The sequence below is a fragment of the Cryobacterium inferilacus genome (assembly GCF_019599185.1).
Taxonomy (GTDB): Bacteria; Actinomycetota; Actinomycetes; order Actinomycetales; family Microbacteriaceae; genus Cryobacterium; species Cryobacterium inferilacus.
The window spans coordinates 37,481-51,364 of the sequence record NZ_JAIEUL010000015.1; the positions used below are offsets into that span (position 1 = coordinate 37,481).

Genomic DNA, 13,884 nt, shown 5'->3' on the forward strand with positions numbered 1-13,884 from the left:
CGACCGACGAGACGCGCTCGACCGACGAGACGCGCTCGACCGACGAGACGCGCTCGACCGACGAGACGCGCTCGACCGACGAGACGCGCTCGACCAACGGGGCGGGCGGGGGAGGGCGAGCGGAGCTAGGCGTCCATGACGTGCACGAGCTCGTCGATGAACGACGCGAAGTCGACCGAACGCTTGATCAGGCGCTGCACCTCAACCCGATCGGCGAAGACCTCGACGAACTGGTCGAACACCGCCTGGAAGGTGCTGCGGCCGGCGGCGCTGAACGCGATCAGCGCGACCACGTTGACCCGGTTGTCACCCCAGTCCATCGGGGTGTCGTTGATGACGATCGCGATCGAGGTCTGGGTGGCGCTCATCGACATGGCGTGCGGCACCGCGAGGTTGTCGGTGAACGCGGTGGATGACATCAGCTCGCGTTCGATCGCCCCGTCGACGTAGCTCTGGTCGATCAGGCCCTGCGCCATCATGCGCTCGCCCAGCGCGGTGATCATGGCGGTCTCGTCGCCGGCGTAGAAGTTGCGGGAGAACAGTGACTCGTCGAAGAACTGCAGCAGGTCGTTCTTCAGGCTCGCGCGCCGGCGCATCCGTCGCACCCGGCTGGCATGCTGACGGATGCGGTCGATGTCGCCCTGGGTGAGGAACGGCTGAATCACGATGACACTGTCGAGGTGCAGCTGTGGGTCGATGGTGGTGAGCACCAGGTCGGCGTCGAGGTCGGCCCAGGCCACATCGGAGCGGGTGATCACCGCGACGACCTCGAGGTCGTCGCCGAGCACCCGTTCGATGCGTTCGCGCAGCAGCACGTGCATGTCGTAGTAGTTCGGGCACACGATCGCGCAGGTCACCAGCTCCACCCGCCGGGTCTGCTGCTCGAGGTGCGCGCCCACGTGCATGGCGATGTAGGCGATCTCGTCGTCGTTGATCACGATCTGCTCTGCCCGCTGCAGCTCGCTGGCGATGTACACCGCGAGTTCGTAGATCAGCGGGTACGACGTCTTGATCGAGCGGGTGAGCGGGTTGCGGGAGTACGACTTGTCGTGCGCCCGGTTGATCAGGTTGCGCACGTGCAGGGTGAGCCGCACGATGAAGTCGTCGTCGTCGAGGTCGACGAGGTACTCCTGGCTGGCCCGGTCCACGATCGCGCGCATGCCCGCGAGCTCGTCCGGGCGCACATAGCTCTCGATCAGGGTCTCGGCCGGCTGGTCGTGCCCTGGGGTGATCACCCGGGTGGTGAGCAGGAAGGCGAGATAGGCCAGGTCGCCGCTGCCCAGGCACACGTCGAAATGCTTCATGACCAGGCTCGAGAGCGACGTGGCCAGCTCCGACGGCGGTTCGGCCACGGCCGGCGCGGGGGAGAGGTGCTTGGTGACCCGGTCGATGGCGATGGCCACGTGCAGCAGCACATTGTTGATGCCGTACTCGTTGATGAAGTAGCCCTGGCCGTCGAGCAGCGCGATGAGGTCGGTCTTGAAGGCGCCCAGGTTGTCGGCGCCGACCTGACCGGAGGTGAACTCGCGCTGGATGGTCTCCAGGTCGATCATGCCCCTGGCGCTCTCCTCGCGGAACATGCGGCTGAGCAGCTTGCGCCGGTCGGTCTCCGAGCCGGTGAGGGTGACGACGCTGCCATGCCGCACCAGGGTCAGCCCGCTGTCGGGCAGCATCAGCCGAACCCGGGCCAGGTCGGCCTCCACGGTCGAGTCGCTGACGAAGTATTCCGCCGCCAGCTCGTACACGTCGAGCCCGTCGGGCGACTCGGTGAGCCGGCGCACCAGGCTGGACACCCGCTGCTGCGGGGTGTCGGCATCCGTCTCGCGCAGTTTGGTGCGGTGCAGGGCCGTGAAGCTGGCGAACTCGTCGCGGTTGAGCCGGTAGCCGGCGGTGCCCGATTCGATGACGGTGAGCGGATGCGCGGCCGCCTTTACCGCGGTGACGTACGTGCGCACGCTGCGCGGGGTCACGCCCAGGCGGTCAGCAAGTTCGCCTGCCGTGATCCAGGTGGACGTCTGGGACAGGAGGTCCAGCATCCGTGTCTGTTTATCACTCATCGCGCGCAACTCCATTGTCTCAAGAGTAGTCAAGCAGAGTACGGGCCCGGCACGGGGGAACTCCGACGTTTTTCCGCACCTGCGGAAAAGGCTCTGGTGGCGCCGGCTAACCGTGAGGAGGACAGTGGATCTTGCATTCAAAGATCGATGAAAGGAACGAATCAATGAAGATTCTCATCGTTTGTGGAGCCGGCGCGTCCAGCGCCTTCGTAGCCCACCGGTTGCGGGGCACAGGCAAGGAACGTGGCCTCACGGTCACGGTCGTCGCCGGCAGTGAATCCGACCTTCCATCCTCGCTCGACGGCGTGGATGTGCTCCTGGTCGGACCGCACCTCGCTCCGCGCTTTGACCGCATCAAGGCTCAGGCTAAAAAGGCAGGCGTGGGAGTGGCGCTTCTGCCCGAATCGGTGTTCTCGGCGCGGGATGGCGCTGTGGCACTCGACCTGGCCGTGGACGCCCAACATGAACGTGCCTGGGTCTGACCCAGCCGTTCAGCTCCACCCCCTGATTGCCGGTTTCCGCCGGCCACCCGCACGAAGCCGCACCTCGACTGAGGCCGGTGACACTCCAGCACGTTGAAAGGCAAGGCGAACTCATGGCGCAACGCACCGTCCTGATCGGATCGACCCACGGGCTGCACGCTCGCCCCGCGAAACTCTTCACCAAGGCTGCCGCCGCCGCCGGTTCTCCCGTCACCCTGCAGAAGGGCGACGGCAAGCCGGTCAACGCCGCCAGCATCCTGGGCGTCATAGCGCTGGGCATCAACCACGGCGACAGCGTCACCCTCGCCACCGACGCCGACAACGCCGACAGCATCCTCGACGGCCTCGCCGTGCTCCTCCTCACCGACCACGACGCCTGAGCGGGACACGCTGATGATTGAACTGCAGGGCATCGGGATCGGCCAGGGCGTCGCCATTGGCCGGGTCCTGCGCATGCCCGAACCGCTTCCAGAGCCCGCCAACACCCGCAGCACACTCGACCCCGCCGCCGAATTGGCCCGGGCGACCGCGTCGATGCACGTCGTGGCCGAAGACCTCGAGGCCAGAGGCGAACGCGCCGGCGGCACCGCCCAGGACGTGCTCGAGGCGCAGGCCATGATGGCCGAGGACCCCACCCTGGTCGACGAGGTCACCGCCAGGCTCGACAAGCACCAGACCGCCGAACGTGCCGTGTTCGAGGCCTTCGCCGTCTTCCGCGATCAGATGGTGGCCCTGGGCGGCTACCTCGGTGAGCGCGCCGCCGACCTCGACGACGTCGCCCAGCGGGTCATCGCCAACCTCGGCGGCCTGCCCGCGCCGGGTGTGCCCGACCCCGAGGAGCCGTTCGTGCTCGTCGCCCACGACCTCGCGCCCGCCGACACGGCCCTGCTCGACCTCGACAAGGTGCTCGGCCTGATCACCATCGACGGCGGACCCACCTCGCACACCGCCATCCTGGCCAGGGAGAAGTCGATCACCGCGATCGTCGGCACCCACGCCGCCGCCCAGCTCGCCGACGGTGACGAGGTCATCATCGACGCCGCCAACGGCATCGTGCTGCTGGCGCCCACAGTCAAGCAGCTCGATGAGGCCCGCGCCCGCATCGATGCCCGCGCGGCCCGCGCCCTGGCGCCGATCGGCCCCGGCCGGCTCAAGGACGGCACCAGCGTGCCGCTGTTGGCCAACCTCGGTTCGGCGGATGGCGCGGCCAAGGCCGTCGCCCTCGGCGCCGAAGGGGTGGGTCTGTTCCGCACCGAGTTCCTCTTCCTCGACTCCGCCTCCGCGCCCACCGTGACGCAGCAGCGCGAGCAGTACGAGCGGATGCTGCGCGCCTTCCCCGGCCAGAAGGTCGTGGTGCGTGCGCTCGACGCCGGCGCAGACAAGCCCCTGGCGTTCCTCAACGACGCCGCCGAGGAGAACCCCGCCCTGGGCCTCCGCGGCCTCAGAGCCCTGCGCGCCAGCGAGGACATTCTGCGGGAGCAGCTCACCGCCCTCGCCGAGGCCGACGCGGCCACCGACGCCGACCTCTGGGTGATGGCGCCGATGGTGTCCACCGTGGAGGAGACCGCGTACTTCACCGCCCTCGCCCACGAGCTCGGCCTGAAAATGGCCGGGGTCATGGTGGAGGTGCCGTCCGCGGCCCTGGTGGCCCAGCACATCCTCAAGCACGCCGACTTCGCCTCGATCGGCACCAACGACCTCACCCAGTACACCCTGGCGGCCGACCGGATGCTCGGAAGCGTCGCCGCGTTCCAGGACCCGTGGCACCCCGCGGTGCTGCGCCTGGTGGGCGAGGTCGGCCTGGCCGGCGCGAAGCTCGGCAAGCCCGTGGGCGTCTGCGGCGAGGCCGCAGCCGACCCGCTGCTCGCCGTGGTGCTCGTCGGTCTCGGCGCCACCACCCTGTCGATGACGGCCTCGGCCCTCGCCGACGTTCGGTCCACCCTGGCCGACTTCACCCTTGAGCAGGCCAGGCACCTCGCCGACGCCGCTCTGTCTGCCGACGGCGCAGCATCCGCTCGCGCCGCGGCAACTGCAATCGCACACAGCTACACCAGCACCGCCCCCACCGGCACGGCCCCTACCGTGTCTGCCAACCCCGAGAGAGGTTCACTCTAATGACAACGACGTCCACCCCTACCAAGAAGGGCGCGAGGTCCACGTTCAGGCCTTCGGTACCTTCCTGAGCGGCATGATCATGCCCAACATCGCGGCCTTCATCGCGTGGGGCATCATCACCGCCTTCTTCATCCCCACCGGCTGGACCCCGAACGCGACCCTGGTCACGCTCGTTGACCCGATGATCTTGTACCTACTGCCGTTGCTGATCGCCAACACCGGTGGCCGCATGGTCTACGGCACCCGCGGTGGAGTGATCGCCTCGATCGCCACCATGGGTGTCATCGTGGGCAGCTCGATCCCGATGTTCATCGGCGCCATGATCGTCGGCCCGCTGAGCGCGTGGATCCTGATGAAGGTCGACAAGATCTGGGCCGGCAAGATCAAGCCCGGCTTCGAGATGCTGGTGGACAACTTCTCCGCCGGTATCCTCGGCTTCGCCCTGGCGCTCGGTGCGTTCTTCGGAATCGCCCCGCTGGTCACCGGCCTGAGCGCGTTCCTCGAGACCATCGTGGACTTCCTCATCGTCAACGGCCTGCTGCCGATCGCGTCGATCTTCATCGAACCGGGCAAGATCCTCTTCCTCAACAACGCCATCAACCACGGCGTGCTCACCCCCATCGGTGTGCAGCAGGTTCAGGAGAGCGGCAAGTCCATCCTCTTCCTGCTCGAGGCGAACCCCGGCCCCGGCCTGGGCATCCTGCTCGCGTTCTCGTTCTTCGGCGTGGGCCTGGCCCGCGCGAGTGCACCCGGCGCGATCATCATCCAGTTCCTCGGTGGTATCCACGAGATCTACTTCCCGTACGTGCTGATGAAGCCGATGATGCTGCTCGCCGCCATCGCCGGTGGCATGACCGGTGTTGCCGTGAACGTCGCCTTCCAGACCGGCCTGCGCGCCCCCGCCTCGCCCGGCAGCATCATCGCCGTGCTCGCTCAGACCCCCGGGACCGACTTCGTCGGCGTGATCCTCTCGGTCATCGCCTCCGCCGGTGTCTCGTTCGCGATCGGTGGTGTCATCCTCCGCGCCAGCCGCAAGAAGGACCTCGCCGCTGAGAACGACAACGAACTGGCCGCGGCCATCGCCAAGACCGAAGCCAACAAGGGCAAGTCCAGCTCCGTGCTGGGCAACCTCGGCGCCACCGCCACCAGCGGCTCCGCAGTGAAGAACATCGTCTTCGCCTGCGACGCCGGCATGGGTTCAAGCGCCATGGGCGCATCCGTGCTGCGCAACAAGATCAAGAAGGCCGGCATCGACGGCGTCACGGTGACCAACCAGGCCATCGCGAACCTCGACGGCACCGCCGACCTCGTGATCACCCACCAGGACCTGACGGACCGGGCCCGCGGCAAGAGCCCCAAGTCGGTGCACGTGTCGGTGGACAACTTCATGAACAGCCCCAAGTACGACGAGGTCGTACAGTCCCTGCAGGGCACCAACGAAGGAGCAACCAAGTAATGACCCAGAGCATTCTGGAACCAGCGAACGTGGTGGCCGCCGGCACGGCCACCACCCGCGACGAAGCCATCCGTGAGGCCGGCGCACTGCTGGTCGCCACCGGCGCGGTGAAGCAGGAATACGTCGACTCGATGTTCGAGCGCGAGAACTCCGTCTCCACCTACATGGGCAACTTCCTGGCGATCCCGCACGGCACCAACGACGCGAAGGAGTCGATCGTGCGATCGGCTCTCTCGCTCGTACGTTACGCCGAGCCGATCGACTGGGACGGCCAGCCCGTCAAGTTCGCGGTCGGCATCGCCGGCCTCAACAACGAGCACCTGGAGATCCTCTCCAAGATCGCCGTCGTCTTCTCCGACGAGGACGAAGTACAGAAACTGATTGACGCAGGGTCGCAGGCCGAGATCTTCGCCCTTCTCGAGGAGGTAAACGCAGAATGAAGGCCATTCACTTCGGCGCGGGCAACATCGGCCGCGGCTTCGTCGGACTCCTGCTCCATGAGGCCGGATATGAGGTTGTCTTCGCCGATGTGAATGCTCCTCTTATAGAGGCTCTGCAGCAGGCGCCGTCATACACGGTGCACGAGGCAGGAGAGGTGCCCACCGACAAGGTGGTGAACAACTTCCGCGCCATCAACAGCGCCACCCACGAGGCCGATCTCATCAATGAGATCGCCACGGCGGATGCCGTCACCACCGCGGTCGGTCCGACCGTGCTGCGGTTCGTGGCCCCGGTCATCGCGGCGGGCCTGGCCCGCCGCGAGGCCGGGCTGGCCCCGCTGGCCGTGATGGCCTGCGAGAACGCCATCAACGCCACCGACCTGCTCGCCGAGCAGGTCTGGGCGAACGTGTCCGACGGCGACCGGCAGGCCCTCGCGGGCCGGGTGGCGTTCGCGAACACCGCCGTGGACCGCATCGTTCCCGGCCAGGCGGCTGATGCCGGCATCGACGTGACCGTCGAGGCCTTCTACGAGTGGGTCATCGAAAGCCCCGCGTTCGGCGGCACCCCGCCGGTCATCCCCGGCGCCACCTTCGTGGAGAACCTCGCGCCGTACATCGAGCGCAAGCTCTTCACGGTGAACACCGGCCACGCCACCGTCGCCTACCTCGGCACCCAGGCCGGCGTCTCCAAGCTCTCCGACGCCCTGCTGGTGCCGGCGGTGGCGGATGGCGCCCGTCGGGTTCTCGAGGAGACCAGTGCACTGCTGGTGGCCAAGCACGGCCTCGACGAAGACACCCAGCGTGCCTACCGGGAGAAGATCCTCGGCCGGTTCGCGAACCCGGCGCTGCCGGACACCGTGGAGCGGGTCGGCCGCCAGCCGCTGCGCAAGCTCAGCCGCAACGAACGCTTCATCGGGCCGGCCGCGGAGATCGCCGAACGCGGTACCCGCCCGGTGGCGCTGCTGGAGGCCATCGCCGCGGCGCTGCGCTTCGACGTGGCCGACGATGAGCAGAGTGTGGAGCTCAAGCGGATGCTCGCCACCGACCCGGCCGAGACCATCGTGGCGAACGTGCGGGCTCGAGCCCACCCATCCGCTCTACGCCGATGTGCTCGAGGTCGTGCGCGGCGCTGTCACCGCAGCCTGATCCGTGGAATCCCTCGGTCCGAACGGGCCGGGGGATTCTAGCCGTGAATTGCCAAGGGCAATCGCATAGCATAGGATAAATCCTTGGTGTCTAGCACTGCCTTTATGGGCGTGTCTGGAGGCCAACATCCCGCACGACCAGCAACCAATACTTTAGCGATAGTGAGTTATGGCCAAAAAAGACGGTGTCATCGAGATCGAGGGCGCAGTAGTCGAAGCTCTTCCCAATGCGATGTTTCGCGTTGAGTTGACCAACGGCCACAAAGTTCTTGCCCACATTTCGGGCAAGATGCGTCAGCACTACATCCGCATCCTCCCCGAGGACCGCGTGATCGTGGAACTGAGCCCTTACGACCTGACCCGCGGTCGGATCGTATACCGCTACAAGTAAGCGTTGCTGTAAGTAACGGCCCACGGCATCCCGAGGGTACGAAGACAGCGATTACAAGGACACACCCATGAAGGTCAAGCCCAGCGTCAAGAAGATCTGTGACAAGTGCAAGGTCATCCGCCGTAACGGCAACGTGATGGTCATCTGCGAGAACCCGCGTCACAAGCAGCGTCAGGGCTAGTCACCCGACGAGTTAGTCAGCCTCACCGCTGGTCGAGCTTGTCGAGACCTACAACTCAATACATAGCAGTGCCGGGAACCCTCACGGGTGACACCATCGGTTGGAGGCCGATGCACAGGCGCTGTTACAGACCTCCACCCATCCCACAGGAGAAGCCACAATGGCACGTCTAGCCGGCGTCGACATTCCGCGCGATAAGCGCGTGGAAGTTGCACTTACTTACATCTACGGTGTTGGCCGCACGAGGGCACTCAAGACCCTCGTCGACACCGCAATCGATGGAAACATCCGCGTCAAGGACCTGACCGACGAGCAGCTCGTCCAGCTCCGCGACTACATCGAAGGAACCTTCAAGATCGAGGGTGACCTTCGTCGTGAGGTTGCCGCCGACATCCGCCGCAAGGTCGAGATCGGTAGCTACGAGGGTATTCGCCACCGCAAGGGCCTGCCCGTCCGCGGCCAGCGCACCAAGACCAACGCTCGCACCCGCAAGGGCCCGAAGCGCACCGTAGCCGGCAAGAAGAAGGCGCGCTAGGCCTCGCCTAGCCCGTCTCGCCTCTAGGATTCAGGAGAAATCATGGCAGCACCAAAGTCGGCCGTACGGAAGCCGCGTAAAAAAGAGAAGAAGAACATCGCTGTGGGCCAGGCCCACATCAAGTCGACGTTCAACAACACCATCGTCTCGATCACTGACACCACCGGTGCAGTCATCAGCTGGGCGTCCTCGGGTGGAGTCGGCTTCAAGGGTTCGCGCAAGTCGACCCCGTTCGCCGCTCAGCTGGCTGCAGAGTCGGCCGCCCGTCAGGCGCAGGAGCACGGCATGAAGAAGGTTGACGTCTTCGTCAAGGGACCGGGTTCAGGCCGCGAAACGGCTATCCGTTCGCTGCAGGCCGCTGGCCTCGAGGTCGGTTCGATCAACGACGTGACGCCCCAGGCTCACAACGGTTGCCGTCCGCCGAAGCGTCGCCGCGTTTAATTCCTTTCAGTGACTGGCTTCTGGGCTTGTTCGGGTCTCTTGATCCGGGCAAGCTCACTGGCCGTTCACCGCGATGGCCCCGCCTTGGCGGGCTCGTCGAGACACACAATTAAATAACTCGCCAACAAGTGTCATATAGCGGACACTTCGCCGAAAGGAATCAATAGTGCTTATCGCACAGCGCCCCACGCTCACCGAAGAGAACATCTCGGAGTTCCGGTCCCGGTTCGTCATCGAACCGCTCGAGCCCGGCTTCGGCTACACCCTCGGTAACTCGATGCGCCGCACCCTGCTTTCCTCGATTCCCGGCGCTGCTGTCACCAGCATCCGTATCGATGGAGTGCTTCACGAATTCAGCACCGTTCCCGGGGTCAAGGAAGATGTCACCGAGATCATCCTGAACATCAAGGGCCTGGTCATCTCCAGCGAGCACGACGAGCCCATCACCGCGTACCTGCGCAAGCAGGGCTCCGGCCAGGTCACGGCCGCCGACATCTCGGCTCCGGCCGGCGTCGAGGTTCACAACCCCGAGCTGGTCATCGCGACCCTGAACGACAAGGCCAAGTTCGAGCTTGAACTGACCATCGAGCGTGGCCGCGGCTACGTGTCGGCTACCCAGAACCGCAACGAGTACTCCGAGGCCGGCCAGATTCCGGTCGATTCGATCTACTCGCCGGTTCTCAAGGTGACCTACCGTGTCGAGGCAACTCGTGCCGGTGAGCGCACCGACTTCGACCGCCTCGTCGTTGACGTGGAGACCAAGTCGGCTATCTCGCCCCGCGACGCCATCGCATCCGCCGGTCGTACGCTGACCGAGCTGTTCGGTCTGGCCCGCGAGCTGAACACCGCCGCTGAGGGCATTGAAATCGGCCCCGCGCCGGTTGACGCCGTCCTCTCGACCGAGCTGTCCGTGCCGATCGAAGACCTCGATCTGTCCGTGCGCTCGTACAACTGCCTCAAGCGCGAAGGCATCAACAACGTCAGCGAACTGGTCGCCCTCTCGGAGACCCAGCTGATGAACATCCGCAACTTCGGTCAGAAGTCGGTGGATGAGGTCAAGGACAAGCTCGTTGAGCTCGGTCTGTCGCTGAAGGATTCTGTGCCCGGCTTTGACGGTGCGCACTTCTACAGCGGTTACGACGAAGAAACCAACTAAGGCTCGTCGTTCCTCGACGCCTTTCGACTTTGATACTGGAGATTACCGATAATGCCTAAGCCCACTAAGGGAGCCCGTCTCGGTGGCGGACCGGCGCACGAGCGCCTCATGCTCGCGAACCTGGCCGCCAGCCTGTTCACCCACAAGTCCATCAAGACGACCGAGACGCGCGCCAAGCGCCTGCGTCCGGTTGCCGAGCGCCTGGTGACCTTCGCCAAGCGTGGCGACCTGCACGCTCGTCGTCGCGTTCTCGCGACGATCGGCGACAAGACCGTCGTGCACGAGCTCTTCACCGAGATCGCGCCCCAGGTTGCGCTGCGCGATGGCGGCTACACCCGCATCACGAAGCTCGGCTTCCGCAAGGGCGACAACGCCTCCATGGTGCAGATGGAGCTCGTTCTCGAGCCCGTCACGCCCAAGGTGAAGTCGAACAAGGCCTCCGCCAAGGCGTCCGCGCCCGTCGCCGAGCCGGTTGCTGAAGAGGCACCCGAGGCCGAGGTCGCCCCGACCGAGACCGTCGAGGCCGACGCTGCTGACGCTCCCGCCGAGGACGCCAAGTAACACCTGCTTCACCCGTTTCACCTGAAGGGCCCGACTCCGGTCGGGCCCTTTTGTGCGCCCGGGGAGGGGTCGCTGGGGCGCGGCGGGGCGCATCCGTCGTCGGTGTGGGTTTGCTGAGCCCGCTCTGGCTGGGTGAGCCCGCTGTAGGGGGCTCATCCAGCCAAGCGGGGGTCATTGGCGCCCGAGGGGTGGCGTGAGGTGCCGGCCCGCCCGGTTCGCGCGCGCGGTAGGCCGGATGCCCGGGGCGGTTGGGTAGCCATGGGCCGGATGCCGGGGCGGTGCGCTGGAGCGGTGCGCGGGGCGCGGGCGGGCGCATCCGTCGCCGGTGAGGGCTTGCTGAGCCCGCTCTGGCTGGGTGAGCCCGCTGTAGGGGGCTCATCCAGCCATACGGGGATCATTGGCGCCCGAGGGGTGGCGTATTGTGCCGGCCCGCCCGGTTCGCGCACGCGCAGGAAGGGTGCCGGGGCGGTGCGTGGGGCGCGAACGGTCGCTTTTGTTGCCGTTGTGGGCTCACTGCACCCCCTCTCGGCGACCGCGCCCGCTATAGCGGGCGCGGTGGCCCGTAGGAGGTGCCGTGAGTGCAACTGTGGGGCGGTGGGCCACAGGAAGTGGCGCCGTGAACGGATCTGGCCAGGCGTCGCGGCGGGATCCGGCCGGGCGCGGTGGGCCACGGCGGGCGTCGCGGCGGGATCTGGCCGGGCGCCGAGCGCCGGGTGCTATCGGGCGGCGGGAGGTGCGGGGTCGAGTCAGCTGGGCTGAGGGCGGAATACCTGGAGGGTGTCGGCGCCGAGGGTGCTCGTGGGCAGCGTGCCGGAGAGTCGTTCCAGGGCGGCCGCCACGGAGTCCGCGTAGATGGCGCCGCCGGTCGGGCCGGGGTGGATGCCGTCGCCGGCGAGCACATCGACCCGCGGGGCGATCGCGCTGCTCCAGTCGGCCAGCACCACCTGGCTGCGGCGGGCGGAGAAGTCCGCCAGCTGGGCATTGACGCCGGGGGTCCAGTCGCGTTCGGCGAAGGCGTTGACCACGATCAGCTCGCGGCAGGGCCCGATCACACGCATGATCGCGGCGAGGTCGTCGGGATCGACCGGCCCGTTCGTGCCCAGGCCCACGAGCACCACCGTGCGCAGCGTGCCCGCGTCGCGTTGCGCGGCGAGGATCGCCGGGGCTGCGTCCATGCCGCGGGAGACGGCGGCGTCGATCGCGATGCCGGGGAACTCGGCGTGGAGCTCGGCCGCGGAGGCGAGCATCACCGAGTCGCCGACGGCGGTGATGGTGGAGCCCCTGGTGGCCTCGGCGTCAACCCCGGCCCGCTGGGCGGCGGCATCAAGCAGGGCCTGGGCGGCCGCAGCCTTCTCCGCCCGCACGAGCGCCTGCTGGCCGCGAAGCACCTCGGCCTGCGCCGTCGTCATGCTGGGCGCCGTGACGACGGATGCCACGGTTCCGGCCAGCAGCACCAGCACCATGGCCGCCGCCAGGGAGACTGTCGCGACCGCGCGGCCTCGACGGTCGGTGGCCCCGGACGGCGCCGGCTCGGCGGGACGGGGAGCGGGTGCCGGGTCGGTGCCCGGGGCGGGCACGGGGGAGACCACGGCCGCTGCCGATGGCGCTGCGGTTGCCGCTGCTGTTGATTTTGTCGCTGTCGCTGTCGCTGTCGCTGTCGCTGTCGCTGCCGCCGCCGCCGCCGTGCCCGCGCCGGACACGCGGGCCCACGCCCGCCGGGCTGCCCCGCGTAACCCCAGCCGGCGGATCGGCATCTCCAGCCACCGGTGCGAGAGCGTGGCGGCAGCGACTGCGAGGGCCAGGGCCAGCAGCCCGGTCGCCGCGACACTCGACACTCCCCGGCCGAACGGGGCCCAGAGCTGCACGAGCACCAGCAGCGGCCAGTGCCAGAGGTAGAGGCCGTAGGAACGTTCACCGAGGTAGCGCAGGCCACGGGTGTCCAGCATCCGCCCGAACCGGCCGCCGGCCACGCCCGCCCAGATCACCACGGCCGAGAGCAGGCTCACCAGGAGGAGGCCGCCGCGGTAGGTGACGGCCGCGTCGTCGGGCAACCAGATCGCAGCGGCGAGCAGGCCGGCCAGGGCGGCCGCTCCGCACCACGGGCGCGCCTGCGCCAGAGCCCGATGCCAGGCAGACCTGACGACGGTCGACCCCGACGCCGCCGTCGGCGACAGTGGCCGCAGCAGCAGGGCCAGTCCGGCGCCGATGAGCAGGCCGAAGCTGTGCGTGTCCGAGCCGTAGTACACCCGGGTGGGGTCCATGCCCGGCTGGAAGCCGACGCCCATCCAGACCGCCGACGCGACCGCGAGGGCGGCGATGACGGCCACGCGGAGGCCCGGTCGCGGAATGCGCAGCAGCGCCAGCAGCAGCAACGGCCAGAGCAGGTAGAACTGCTCCTCCACCGCCAGCGACCAGAGGTTGCGGAACAGTTCCGGCTGCGCCGAGCCGAAGTAACTGGATTCGGAGGCCATCGACACCCAATTGTAGCTGAACGTCGCAGCTCCCAGCAGCTTCCAGCCGAGGCCCACCAGCACGTCGCCGCCGATCAACCACGCGGTCGTGCAGGCCACGAGCACCAGCGGCACCAGCGCCGGCAGCAGCCGCCTGGCCCGGTGCAGCCAGAACCGTCGCGCCGAGAACCGGCCGGTGCGGTCCCGTTCGGCCAGAATCAGGCCGGTGATGAGGAACCCGCTGATCACGAAGAAGATGTCGACGCCGATGAAACCGCCCTGCAGCACCGGTGGGAACAGGTGATACACGAGCACCAGGGTGACGGCGACGCCGCGCAGCCCGTCCAAGCCGCTCAGCCGGCGGATGCCCCTGGCCGGCGGGCCGGCAACGATGACAGTTGTGGCACGGTCGCGGGGTTCGGTACGTAGGGAACTGGTCATAACGGTGCAGCCAGACGATGGCCCGTCCAACGA

The 13,884-nt window shown here is 67.4% G+C and carries 13 protein-coding genes and 1 pseudogene; 12 read left to right on the forward strand and 2 right to left on the reverse strand.

Annotated features, from left to right (window positions below):
• Positions 1–125: 125 nt before the first annotated feature.
• Complete coding sequence (locus K2F54_RS13620) at positions 126–2,057, reverse strand: BglG family transcription antiterminator (protein WP_255577107.1); 1,932 nt, start codon at positions 2,055–2,057, stop codon at positions 126–128.
• Between the two features lie 164 nt (positions 2,058–2,221).
• On the opposite strand from K2F54_RS13620, the gene K2F54_RS13625 reads away from it, so the two are divergent.
• The 12 genes and pseudogenes from K2F54_RS13625 (at position 2,222) to rplQ (ending at position 10,960) form a co-directional block, all read left to right on the forward strand.
• Entirely contained in the window at positions 2,222–2,539 is a 318-nt protein-coding gene (locus K2F54_RS13625) for a PTS sugar transporter subunit IIB (RefSeq protein WP_220606400.1), read from the forward strand.
• Between the two features lie 113 nt (positions 2,540–2,652).
• Positions 2,653–2,919 (forward strand): HPr family phosphocarrier protein, encoded by a 267-nt coding sequence (locus tag K2F54_RS13630; RefSeq protein ID WP_220606401.1) that lies wholly within the window; start codon positions 2,653–2,655, stop codon positions 2,917–2,919.
• Between the two features lie 13 nt (positions 2,920–2,932).
• Positions 2,933–4,654, forward strand: a complete 1,722-nt coding sequence (ptsP, locus tag K2F54_RS13635) for a phosphoenolpyruvate--protein phosphotransferase (protein WP_220606402.1) — start codon at positions 2,933–2,935, stop codon at positions 4,652–4,654.
• A gap of 73 nt (positions 4,655–4,727) precedes the next feature.
• A complete protein-coding gene (locus tag K2F54_RS13640; RefSeq protein ID WP_308287660.1) occupies positions 4,728–6,110 on the forward strand; it encodes a PTS mannitol transporter subunit IIBC in 1,383 nt (460 codons plus the stop codon).
• Positions 6,110–6,550, forward strand: coding sequence for a PTS mannitol transporter subunit IIA (locus tag K2F54_RS19600; RefSeq protein WP_220606403.1), 441 nt, complete (start codon positions 6,110–6,112; stop codon positions 6,548–6,550). Before K2F54_RS13640 ends, K2F54_RS19600 begins: the two co-directional genes overlap by 1 nt.
• Positions 6,547–7,696: pseudogene (locus K2F54_RS13650) on the forward strand (mannitol-1-phosphate 5-dehydrogenase). The gene K2F54_RS19600 and the pseudogene K2F54_RS13650 overlap by 4 nt, the downstream one beginning before the upstream one ends.
• Positions 7,697–7,864: 168 nt before the next feature.
• Entirely contained in the window at positions 7,865–8,086 is a 222-nt protein-coding gene (infA, locus tag K2F54_RS13655) for a translation initiation factor IF-1 (RefSeq protein WP_022883252.1), read from the forward strand.
• 67 nt (positions 8,087–8,153) lie between these two features.
• Entirely contained in the window at positions 8,154–8,267 is a 114-nt protein-coding gene (gene rpmJ / locus K2F54_RS13660; protein WP_035834639.1) for a 50S ribosomal protein L36, read from the forward strand.
• 160 nt (positions 8,268–8,427) lie between these two features.
• The gene (rpsM, locus tag K2F54_RS13665) at positions 8,428–8,802 is read left to right on the forward strand and encodes a 30S ribosomal protein S13 (RefSeq protein WP_220606404.1); all 375 of its coding nucleotides are present in this window, start codon (positions 8,428–8,430) and stop codon (positions 8,800–8,802) included.
• A 42-nt stretch (positions 8,803–8,844) separates the two neighbouring features.
• Entirely contained in the window at positions 8,845–9,243 is a 399-nt protein-coding gene (gene rpsK, locus K2F54_RS13670) for a 30S ribosomal protein S11 (RefSeq protein ID WP_055821293.1), read from the forward strand.
• Positions 9,244–9,409: 166 nt separating this feature from the next.
• Positions 9,410–10,399, forward strand: a complete 990-nt coding sequence (locus K2F54_RS13675; protein ID WP_220606405.1) for a DNA-directed RNA polymerase subunit alpha — start codon at positions 9,410–9,412, stop codon at positions 10,397–10,399.
• Between the two features lie 51 nt (positions 10,400–10,450).
• Complete coding sequence (rplQ, locus tag K2F54_RS13680; RefSeq protein WP_220606406.1) at positions 10,451–10,960, forward strand: 50S ribosomal protein L17; 510 nt, start codon at positions 10,451–10,453, stop codon at positions 10,958–10,960.
• Between the two features lie 746 nt (positions 10,961–11,706).
• On the opposite strand, the gene K2F54_RS13685 is transcribed toward rplQ, so the two are convergent.
• A complete protein-coding gene (locus K2F54_RS13685; RefSeq protein WP_220606407.1) occupies positions 11,707–13,851 on the reverse strand; it encodes an acyltransferase family protein in 2,145 nt (714 codons plus the stop codon).
• Positions 13,852–13,884: the final 33 nt, after the last annotated feature.

What these genes read in the sequence shown, in the direction of transcription:
- rplQ (WP_220606406.1), top strand. Translation starts at nt 10,451, where the DNA reads ATGCCTAAGCCCACTAAGGGAGCCCGTCTCGGTGGCGGACCGGCGCAC.
- ptsP (WP_220606402.1), top strand. Translation starts at nt 2,933, where the DNA reads ATGATTGAACTGCAGGGCATCGGGATCGGCCAGGGCGTCGCCATTGGC.
- rpmJ (WP_035834639.1), top strand. Translation starts at nt 8,154, where the DNA reads ATGAAGGTCAAGCCCAGCGTCAAGAAGATCTGTGACAAGTGCAAGGTC.
- infA (WP_022883252.1), top strand. Translation starts at nt 7,865, where the DNA reads ATGGCCAAAAAAGACGGTGTCATCGAGATCGAGGGCGCAGTAGTCGAA.
- rpsK (WP_055821293.1), top strand. Translation starts at nt 8,845, where the DNA reads ATGGCAGCACCAAAGTCGGCCGTACGGAAGCCGCGTAAAAAAGAGAAG.
- K2F54_RS13625 (WP_220606400.1), top strand. Translation starts at nt 2,222, where the DNA reads ATGAAGATTCTCATCGTTTGTGGAGCCGGCGCGTCCAGCGCCTTCGTA.
- K2F54_RS13620 (WP_255577107.1), bottom strand. Translation starts at nt 2,057, where the DNA reads ATGAGTGATAAACAGACACGGATGCTGGACCTCCTGTCCCAGACGTCC.
- rpsM (WP_220606404.1), top strand. Translation starts at nt 8,428, where the DNA reads ATGGCACGTCTAGCCGGCGTCGACATTCCGCGCGATAAGCGCGTGGAA.
- K2F54_RS19600 (WP_220606403.1), top strand. Translation starts at nt 6,110, where the DNA reads ATGACCCAGAGCATTCTGGAACCAGCGAACGTGGTGGCCGCCGGCACG.
- K2F54_RS13630 (WP_220606401.1), top strand. Translation starts at nt 2,653, where the DNA reads ATGGCGCAACGCACCGTCCTGATCGGATCGACCCACGGGCTGCACGCT.
- K2F54_RS13685 (WP_220606407.1), bottom strand. Translation starts at nt 13,851, where the DNA reads ATGACCAGTTCCCTACGTACCGAACCCCGCGACCGTGCCACAACTGTC.
- K2F54_RS13640 (WP_308287660.1), top strand. Translation starts at nt 4,728, where the DNA reads ATGATCATGCCCAACATCGCGGCCTTCATCGCGTGGGGCATCATCACC.